The 8,554-nt window shown below is 71.7% G+C and carries 7 protein-coding genes and 2 pseudogenes; 4 read left to right on the forward strand and 5 right to left on the reverse strand.

Translation table 11 applies throughout. The annotated features are described in order from the left end of the window. Positions 1–297: 297 nt before the first annotated feature. From ABZ281_RS25740 to ABZ281_RS25755, 4 genes are all read right to left on the reverse strand, one after another. Positions 298–477: a hypothetical protein gene (locus tag ABZ281_RS25740; protein ID WP_356659097.1), complete on the reverse strand. Its 180-nt coding sequence runs from the start codon at positions 475–477 to the stop codon at positions 298–300. Between the two features lie 776 nt (positions 478–1,253). Next, positions 1,254–2,675 (reverse strand): NADH-quinone oxidoreductase subunit N, encoded by a 1,422-nt coding sequence (locus ABZ281_RS25745; RefSeq protein WP_356659107.1) that lies wholly within the window; start codon positions 2,673–2,675, stop codon positions 1,254–1,256. A 5-nt stretch (positions 2,676–2,680) separates the two neighbouring features. Then, entirely contained in the window at positions 2,681–4,189 is a 1,509-nt protein-coding gene (locus tag ABZ281_RS25750; RefSeq protein WP_356659099.1) for an NADH-quinone oxidoreductase subunit M, read from the reverse strand. A 5-nt stretch (positions 4,190–4,194) separates the two neighbouring features. Next, positions 4,195–4,809: a hypothetical protein gene (locus ABZ281_RS25755; protein WP_356659109.1), complete on the reverse strand. Its 615-nt coding sequence runs from the start codon at positions 4,807–4,809 to the stop codon at positions 4,195–4,197. Here ABZ281_RS25755 and ABZ281_RS25760 point away from each other — a divergent pair. The 3 genes and pseudogenes from ABZ281_RS25760 to ABZ281_RS25770 all read left to right on the forward strand — a co-directional run. Beyond that, a pseudogene (locus tag ABZ281_RS25760) lies at positions 4,810–5,496 on the forward strand (SAM-dependent methyltransferase); the annotation flags it as partial. 131 nt (positions 5,497–5,627) lie between these two features. Further along, on the forward strand, positions 5,628–6,311 hold the full coding sequence (locus ABZ281_RS25765) for a hypothetical protein (protein WP_356659101.1): 684 nt from the start codon (positions 5,628–5,630) through the stop codon (positions 6,309–6,311). Between the two features lie 56 nt (positions 6,312–6,367). Next, positions 6,368–6,853, forward strand: a complete 486-nt coding sequence (locus tag ABZ281_RS25770) for a MarR family transcriptional regulator (RefSeq protein ID WP_356659103.1) — start codon at positions 6,368–6,370, stop codon at positions 6,851–6,853. Between the two features lie 139 nt (positions 6,854–6,992). On the opposite strand, the gene ABZ281_RS25775 is transcribed toward ABZ281_RS25770, so the two are convergent. Then, the gene (locus ABZ281_RS25775; RefSeq protein ID WP_356659105.1) at positions 6,993–8,171 is read right to left on the reverse strand and encodes an MFS transporter; all 1,179 of its coding nucleotides are present in this window, start codon (positions 8,169–8,171) and stop codon (positions 6,993–6,995) included. Positions 8,172–8,247: 76 nt separating this feature from the next. Here ABZ281_RS25775 and ABZ281_RS25780 point away from each other — a divergent pair. Next, positions 8,248–8,554 (forward strand): annotated as a pseudogene (locus ABZ281_RS25780) (hypothetical protein); the annotation flags it as partial.

The raw sequence follows: 8,554 nt of genomic DNA on the forward strand, positions 1-8,554 counted from the left end.
GGGACGTGCCACCCCACTGCTCACGCGCAACCAGGCCGCCGGGGAGGGGCGACCGCCGGAGGCGACACTGTCCCGGTACCGGGACCCGCGCGGCTATGTCGACCCCTTGCACACGGAGGCCGTGGCGTCCGTGTCACCGCAGGTGGCGGCGCTGGTGACCGGATGCGACTGGCGCCGTGGCTACCGGCTGGCCCTGCGCACGTTCATGACGACCGGCTGGCGCTCTACCTGGCGGGGCACAGCCAGCGGGAGTTCGGGTTCCTGCCCCGGGCTCGACCTGCTCGTGGTGCGGGATCATCATCTGCGCGAACACGACGTCCGCTCGTCGAAGGCGCCGGGCGCCGGGGTGTCAGCCGCCGTCGGGGTGGACGTGGCGGAGGCGGAGCTGCCGCTCCCGCGGTCCATCGCCTCCAGGTCGCCCCCGCCGCATGCTGCGAGCAGCAGCCCGCCCGCAGCGACGGTGCTCACGATCGCCATACGGCGACGAAGGCGACGATTCGGGGCAGGGTTGTGTGCGGTCATGTGTGTCGGACCTCGCTTGATCGGGTCTGCGGTGAATGTGGCGGTACACGCCGTGTGCGCGGGCATGCGGAGCCCGCGCTGCGGGTCCGGCCTATATCCGCAGGACTGACAGCTGAGCGAGGAGAGGTCTGGGTGGTGGCGGAAGGGGACGAAGCACGGCCATCGCTCGGGCGAGCAGAGCCGTCAGCCGCTCCTTGCGGCGAGCCGCCGCGCACAGGAACAGCCAGCAGCCATCCGGTGAGCACCGCCACGCATACGGACAGCACGTCCCTGCCCGTCATGGGCCCGTCCGCTGTCGGTTCGGTCGGTGCGACCGCCCCATGGTCCGCCATTACCACGGGCTCTGTGGAGGTCCGGGTCTGGGCAGCCTCTTGGACCATGACATCTTGGTGCGCGCCGGCGACCGAATGGGGTGCGCCGCCTGCGCCTGAGCCAGACGGGTGCTCGGGATGATCCATCGTGTGCATGGCGAACACTCCGAATGTGAGCACGGCACTGCTCACACGCAACATGCCAGGCGTGCTACTGAGCCGATCTGGAACGGCACCCCACCGATCGCGCCCCACCCCCCACCAGCCCTTGCAGACAGGAGGGTGCCTCGAGAGGCCTCATGCTCATCGGCCGTCTCTCTGATGGGGGCGGTCTCCGTGGCTCGGTGATCCGACCCTCGACAGATGCTCGGCGGCGCCGACACAGCCATGCATCGGTAGGCCGACAAGCCACCGGGCCCGTCACCGCGCGAGCGGTCCTCCCAGCACGTCCAGGACGGCCCCGCCGAGCAGCCCGAGTACGACGGATCCGATGGCTGTCCCATAAGCGACGACCGCAGCTGATCTTGACATCGTGCCCGGATCACCCCCGAGTCGGCGCGAGAGAAACGCCGGGGCGATCCAGCGCAGGTAGTAGAAGAGGGAGGCCACCGTGTTGACGGCCGCGGCGACCGCGAGCCATGCGTAGCCACCGTCGAAGGCAGCGCTGAAGGCTTCCAGCTTGCCGAGGAAGACGGCGGTCGGGGGCGTGCCCACCAGGCCCAGCAGGCAGACGACGAGCGAGGCCAGCAGGGCCGGGTGCGCCCGTGCCAGGCCGCGGTAGTCGTCGATGGTGTGGGCCCCGGGGAGTGCGCAGACGACGGCGAAGGCGCCGAGGTTCGTCAGCGCGTACCCGGCCAGGTAGTACAGCAGCGCCTCCTGGTCGAGGCCGGTGCGCCCGGCGACGGCCACCGGAAGCAGGAGATAGCCGACCTGGCTGATGGTGGAGTACGCGAGCAGCCGCTTGACGTCCTGCTGGAAGAAGGCCGCCAGGTTGCCCAACGTCATCGAGGCCACCGAGAGCACCGCCACCAGGTCGGCCCACGGCAGGTCGGCGTCCACGAGCGGCGTGGCGGCGAGCCGATAGAACGCCGCCAGCGCGCCGATCTTGGGGATCGTGGTGAGGAAGGCGGCGACTGGTGCCGAGCTGCCCTGAATCGCGTCCGGTACCCAGAAGTGGCCGGGCACGGCTCCGGCCTTGAACAGGACACCGGCGAGCAGGGCGAGCGTGCCGGTCGCGACCAGTCCCGGCGGTGCCTCGGTGAGTTCGGTGCGCAGCATCGGGTACGACGTGGCGCGCCCGGCGGCGAGGAGGACAGTGATGCCGGCGAGCATCACGACGCCGAGAAGGGCACCCACGACGTAGAACTTCAAGGCCGCCTCGGTGCCGGGGCCGTCCTTGCGGAACCCTGCGAGCGCGTAGGCGGGCACGCTGGCCAGCAGGTAACCGGCGGCGAGGAGGAGCAGGTCCTGGGCTCCGGCCATCATCAGGGAGCCTGCGGAGGCGAGCTGGAGCAGGACGTAGAACTCCGTCTCGCGCGGGTCGGCGTACAGGCGCGGCATGGCGAGCGCGAGGACCAGCAGCGTGGCGCCGAGGATGACGATCCGGCTGGTGGCAGTGACCGTGTCCACGGCGAAGGACTCACCGAAAGCCGTCTCCACGGGACCGGCTGCGGCGATCCCTGCGGCCACCATCCCCACGGTGCAGGCCGCTACCGCCAGAGCACCGGTCAGCCACTGCCGGCGGCGCGGAAGCCAGGCTCCGAGCAGGAGACCGAGCACGGCCGACGCGGCGAGCAGGACCTCGGGCAGGAGATCAAGGGGGTTCTCGTTCATCCCGGTCATCTCGTTCATCGCGCCAGCAGTTCCAGCACGGTGCGCGAGGCGGGCTCGATGACGTCGAGGACGAACCGGGGAGCGAGGCCGAGGACGACGCCCAGAATCAGCAGCGGGGCGATCGCGATCCCTTCGTGGAGCCGGATGTCCGGGAACGGCCGGTCGGTGCCGGGCGCGGCAACCGGTAGCCGAAGCGGCCCGAGGAAGACCTGTTGCAGGGCGCGCAGGAACAGGCCCGCGGTGAGCAGGATCCCGAGCACGGCCAAGCCGGTGGCCACCGGCTCCGGCCCCAGGCTCCCGGTGAGGATCTGGAACTCTCCGATGAAGCCAGAGAAGCCCGGCAGCCCAAGCGAGGCGAAGGCGGCGACGCCGGTCAGCGCGGCGAAGACAGGCGCCCGCCCGGCCACGCCGGAGTACGCGGACATCTCGTACGTACGCCCCCGCTCGTACAGCACGCCGGACAGCAGGAACAGCGCGCCGGTCAGCAGCCCGTGACTGACCATCTGGAAGACCGAGCCGGTGACGGCCAGACGCCGGGCCTCCTCCTGGTTCGCGCCGATGGCCCCGGCCGCACCGATCGCCAGGATGATGTAGCCCAGGTGGTTGACCGAGGTGTACGCGACCATCCGCTTGAAGTCGGTCTGAGCGAGGGCGACCAGAGCGCCGTAGAGCACGGAGACCACACCGACGACCACGAAGACAAGGGCGTACTCGCGCCAGGCGTCGGGCAGGACGGGCATGGCGATGCGCAGGAAGCCGTACGTCCCCATCTTCAGCAACACCCCGGCTAGGATCGCCGATCCAGCGGCCGGGGCGTCGGTGTGGGCGGGTGGCAGCCAGGTGTGGAAGGGCACGGTCGGGGTTTTCACCGCGAGTCCGACGGCGATGGCGAGGAGGACGAGGGCGCCGTACGTCGCCCGTCCGGCCAGTGGGTTGGCTGCGGTCAGTTCGACGATGTCGAAGGTGTGCGGGTCGGCTGCCAAGTAGAGGCCGATGAAGCCGAGCAGCAGGGCGAGGGAGCCGATGAAGGTGTAGAGGAAGAACTTCAGGGCGGCGCGGGCGGCGCCCTTGTGACCCCACCCTGCGATGATGAAGTACATCGCCACGATGGACAGGTCGAAGAAGACGAAGAACAGGATCAGGTCCAGGGCGACGAACAGGCCGAGGCACGTCGTCTGGAGGAAGAGGAACAGGGCCGCGAATTCCCGGGGCCGTCGGGTCTCGCGCCACGCGTACGCAGTGCAGGCAAAAAACAGCACGCAGGTGACGGCCACCAGAGGAAGGGACAGGCCGTCGACGCCGACGTGGTAGCTGATGCCGGCGCTGGGGATCCATCGGGCCTGCGTCTCGTACTGCATGCCGCCGTCGGCCTGGTACCCCGCCCAGACGGTCACCGTCAGGAGCAGCTCTGCGGCAGTGGTCACCGCCCAGGCCGTGAGGAACAGAGTGCGGGATGCGCTGCGCGGCACGCACAGCAGGAGGGCCGCCATAGCGGTCGGGAGCAGGACGATGGCCGTGAGCACGGCGGTCACCTCACGAGGACGAGGACGACGGCGAGGAGGGTGAAGGCGGCGACCGCCTGGGCGAGGTACTGGTGCAGTTGCCCGGTCTGCGGCCGGCGCGCCAGGCGGCCGAGCGCGCGGGCACCGCCCGCCACGGCCTCCACGGCGCCGTCGACGAGCCGCTCCACCTGAGCGTTGGTCCACTGGGCCAGCCGCACCGATGCGCGTGCGATGTCCTCCACGGCGCCGTCGACGAGCCGCTCCACCTGAGCGTTGGTCCACTGGGCCAGCCGCACCGATGCGCGTGCGATGTCCTCGACGGCGCGGTCCAGCACCCGTTCGTCGAAGGCCGCCACCACGTCGGCGAGGCGCAGTACGGGACTTACGAGGAGCATGCGCGCGGCGGTCTCCAGACGAAGCCATTCCAACGCCGGCGCGGTGATCCGGCTGGGGAGGCTGAGGAGTTGAGGACCACGAATCCAGATGACGGCCGAGACGGCAACCGCGAGCGCGCCGGACAGGGCGAACTCCCATGCATACGGGGCCGGCTGCTCCTCGCTGCCGAGCACCCGCTCCACCGCGTCGCGTACGGGCGGGAAGGACGTGACCGTCAGGGCTGCGCAGGCGACGGCCAGGGCCACCAGATCAAGTCGATCTTCCCGGGCCTCGTCGACGTGGCGGTCACGAGCCGCCGGTTCCTGGGGCGGGCCGTCGGCCACCTCGCCGGTGAGCTGGGTGTACGCCAGTTCCTGGACGTCGGCACCGGGCTGCCCACCGCCGACAACACGCACGAGGTCGCCCAGCGCATCGCACCCGACGCCCGGATCGTCTACGTCGACAACGACCCCATCGTGCTGGCCCACGCCAACGCCCTGCTCACCAGCACCCGCGAGGGCAGGACCGCGTACCTGGACGCCGACCTGTACGACCCCGAGGCCGTCTTGAAGGCCGCCGCCGGCACGCTCGACCTGTCCCGGCCGGTCGGACTGATGATCCTCAACACCCTCGGCCACGTCGCCGACTACGAGCAGGCGCGTGAGCTGGTGCGACGGCTCATGGCCGGGCTGCCGCCCGGCAGCCACCTGGTGGTCAGCGACAGCACCGCGACCAGTGAGGGCATGATCGCCGCGTCGGAGGCGTACAACGCGAGTGGGGCGGTGCCGTACTACGTCCGGCCGGTCGCGGAGATCGCCGGGTTCTTCGACGGGCTGGAGCTGGTGGAGCCAGGGGTGGTGAGGGTTCCCGAGTGGCGGCCGGAGGCCTCCGGTGTCGTCGGTTCCGGCGCCGGCGCCGTGGACGCGTACTGCGGGGTGGGACGCAAGGCGTAGGCGCGAGGTCCGGTGCGGCGGGGGGGCTGGTCGCGCAGTTTCCCGCGCCCCTGTGTGGGACCGGCCCGGTCCGTTCACCCGTCCGGGCGGGTCACCTCAGCTCCTCACCGCCCCCACGCGATAATCGGGGCATGCCCGACGCTCCCCCCGTCCCCGAGCCCACCGGTCGGCTTCTCGGTGATCTGCTGGCGGTGGGTGAGACCTACTCCCTCGTCCTCGCCGGCGGGTACGCGGCGCTGGCGCACGGGCTGGTGGAGCGGACCGGGCCGGACGTGGACGTGGCCACCGAGCACCCGGCCGCGCTGGAGGTCGTCGCGCACGCCGTCCGGGGCGGGCTGGTGGGGCGCGGCTGGATGGTGCAGACCCTGGAGGCCGGGCCGCTGTCCGCCCAGTTCCTCGTGACCGACGCGCCGAGCGGCGTGGAGTGCGAGGTCGCCCTCCACAAGGAGATGCTGTGGCGCCCGCCCGTGGAGACGGAGCTCGGTCCGGCGCTCTCCCTCGACGACCTCGTCGGCACCCGGGTGCGGGACCTGGCCGACCGCGGTCTCGCGCGCGACCTGGTCGACGTCCGGGCCGCCTCGGGCCGCTGGAGCCACCCCGAACTCGAGGAGCTCGGCCGCCGCCACGCCCCCGACACCTTCGACCTCACCGACCTCCAGGCCCGGCTGACCGGCACGGAATGGCTCGACGACAGGGCGTTCACCGTGCAGGGCCTCGACGGGCCGTCCGTCGCCGGGCTGCGCCGCTGGGCCCAGGAGTGGGCCGACGACATCGCGGAACGGCTCATCGAGGGCGAGGCCCCGGACGAGGAGTGACGCAGGAGTGACCCGCACGCCCCGTACGTGGACCTACCGGTCGGTACCCTGACCCGATGGGGAACGGGGCAGCCGGGCAGGTGGGGGTCGTCGCCGCGCTGGTGCGCGCGGCGTTCCTGGTCGACGGTGTGTACGCGGAGGCGAGCCGGGCGTACGGACTGACGCCGCAGCAGGGGCAGTTGCTGTGCGTGCTGATGCCCCAGCCGTACGGGATGAGCGAGCTCGGCGAGACGCTCGGGCTGGCGAAGTCCAGCCTGACCGGGCTGGTGGACCGCACGGTGCGGCGCGGACTGGTACGGCGGGAGGCCGACCCGCGCGACGGGCGGGCCGTGCGGGTGGGACTGACGGACGAAGGGGCCGCGCTCGCCGAGAAGTTCTACGCCGAGACCTGCCGTCGCGTGAAGGCGCTGCCGTCCGGGCTGAGCGGCGCCGAGCGGGACCGGCTGGCCGCCCTGCTGTCGCGGGTCGTGGTGGACAACGAGGTTCCCGAGGTGTTCGTGGAGGCCGGGACGCCGTCGGTCTCGGGCGGCCCACCGTCCTGAGCGTCATCTGGCAGCTCACCGTCCTGAGCATCATTGGCGGCCCACCGTCCTGAGCGTCGTCTGTCAGCTCACCGTCCTGAGCATCATTTGGCAGCTCACCGTCCTGAGACCCTCTCAGCCAGCCCACCGTCCTGAGATCTCAGCAGCTCACCGTCCTGAGCTCCTCCCGCTTGCCCGGGACCGTCAGCAGCAGCGTCACTCCCGCCGACCCCACGGCCATCGCCGTCATCGCCCCGGCGGGGGACGTCAGTTGGGCCAGTGATCCCGCGAGCGCCGCCGCCACCCCCTGCATCGTGAGCATCCCCGCCGAGTGCAGCCCCAGGGCATGCCCCGACAGTTCGTCGGGGGTGAGGGCCACCAGGCGCTCCTGCTGCACGAGGCTCGCGCCGAACCCCACGGAGGCCAGTGTCACCGCGGCCGTCGCGAGCGGAAGCGCCGGGTGCAGGAGGAACGGCACGTACGGGACGGCCAGGAGCAGCAGGAGCGGGAAGCCCAGGCGGGGGCGCAGACGCGGGGGCAGTACCCGGCCGACCAGCACGTCCCCGGCGAGCATGCCCAGCGCCGCGCAGGCGAACAGGGTGCCGGCGGAGTCGGGGGCGTAGGAGACGTAGAGGGATTCGCAGCCGACGATGAGGCCGTTGGGGATCCACAGGGCCAGATAGACCTGGCGGCGCGGCGGGGAAGACCAGAGCAGCGCGTTGGCGCGCCAGGTCGCCGAGACCGAGGGGCGGCCCGTCGTGCGGGGCGGGCGGCGGGTCAGGCCGAGCCGGACGACGACGGCCGCCACGACGTACAGGACGGCGGCGGCCAGCAGGGACAGCCTCGGGGCCAGCAGGGCCACGAGGGCACCGCCGGTCGCGTAGCCGGCGATCTGCATGAGGCCGCTCATCATGTTGAACACCGAGCGGCCGAGCAGATAGCCGTCCTTGGAGAGGATCTCGTTGAGCAGGCCCCAGCGCACTCCCCCGCCCACGGACTCCGCCAGACCTTTGGCGAGGACGATGGCGAAGAGCCCCCATAGGGGCAGGCCGGGCAGGGCCAGGGCGGCGGTGGCGGCGGCGAAGAGCAGGGGAAGGGCCGTCAGGGCCGCGCGTGGGGGCAGCCGGTCGGCGGCGGAGAGCAGGACGGTCGCTCCCAGCACCTGCACCAGCGAGGAGCCGAACATGCTCACCGCGGACAGCAGCGGTGACGCGGTCGCCCGGTAGACCAGGGTGCCCAGGGCCAGTCCGCCCATGGTCTGGGCGATCGTCTGCGCCGACGCGGCCAGGAAGAACGGGGTGAACTCGGGCATGCGGAACAGATCGCGGTAGCTGCGCATACGCGGAGTCTTCGACGCCCCTGTCCGCGTGGTTACTGTTTCGCGCAGGCGCGAAACCTCGGGGAGGGGGTGGCCCGTGGGCTGGTGGCAGATCAACGCCGACACCCTGGCCGGGAGCCGGTTCGTGATCTCGCCGTTCGCCGAGGCCTTCGCGAGTCTGCGGCTGCTGCACGGGGCCGGGGCGGCGCATCCCGGCGAGCGGCGGTGGCTGGACGCCCATCTGCCGGACTACCGGCGGCGGCTCGCGCGGGACCCGGTGACCGCGCAGCTGATCCGCGCCGGGATCGGGCGCGTTCAGCGTGGTCCTGACCGGCGCGCCCCGCAGATCCGGCTCGGTCTCATAGCTCAGCACCCCGTCGAAGACGACGAAGTCCGGCAGCGCG

Origin of the sequence: Streptomyces sp. NPDC006265, from assembly GCF_040613555.1 — a bacterium.
GTDB lineage: Bacteria > Actinomycetota > Actinomycetes > Streptomycetales > Streptomycetaceae > Streptomyces.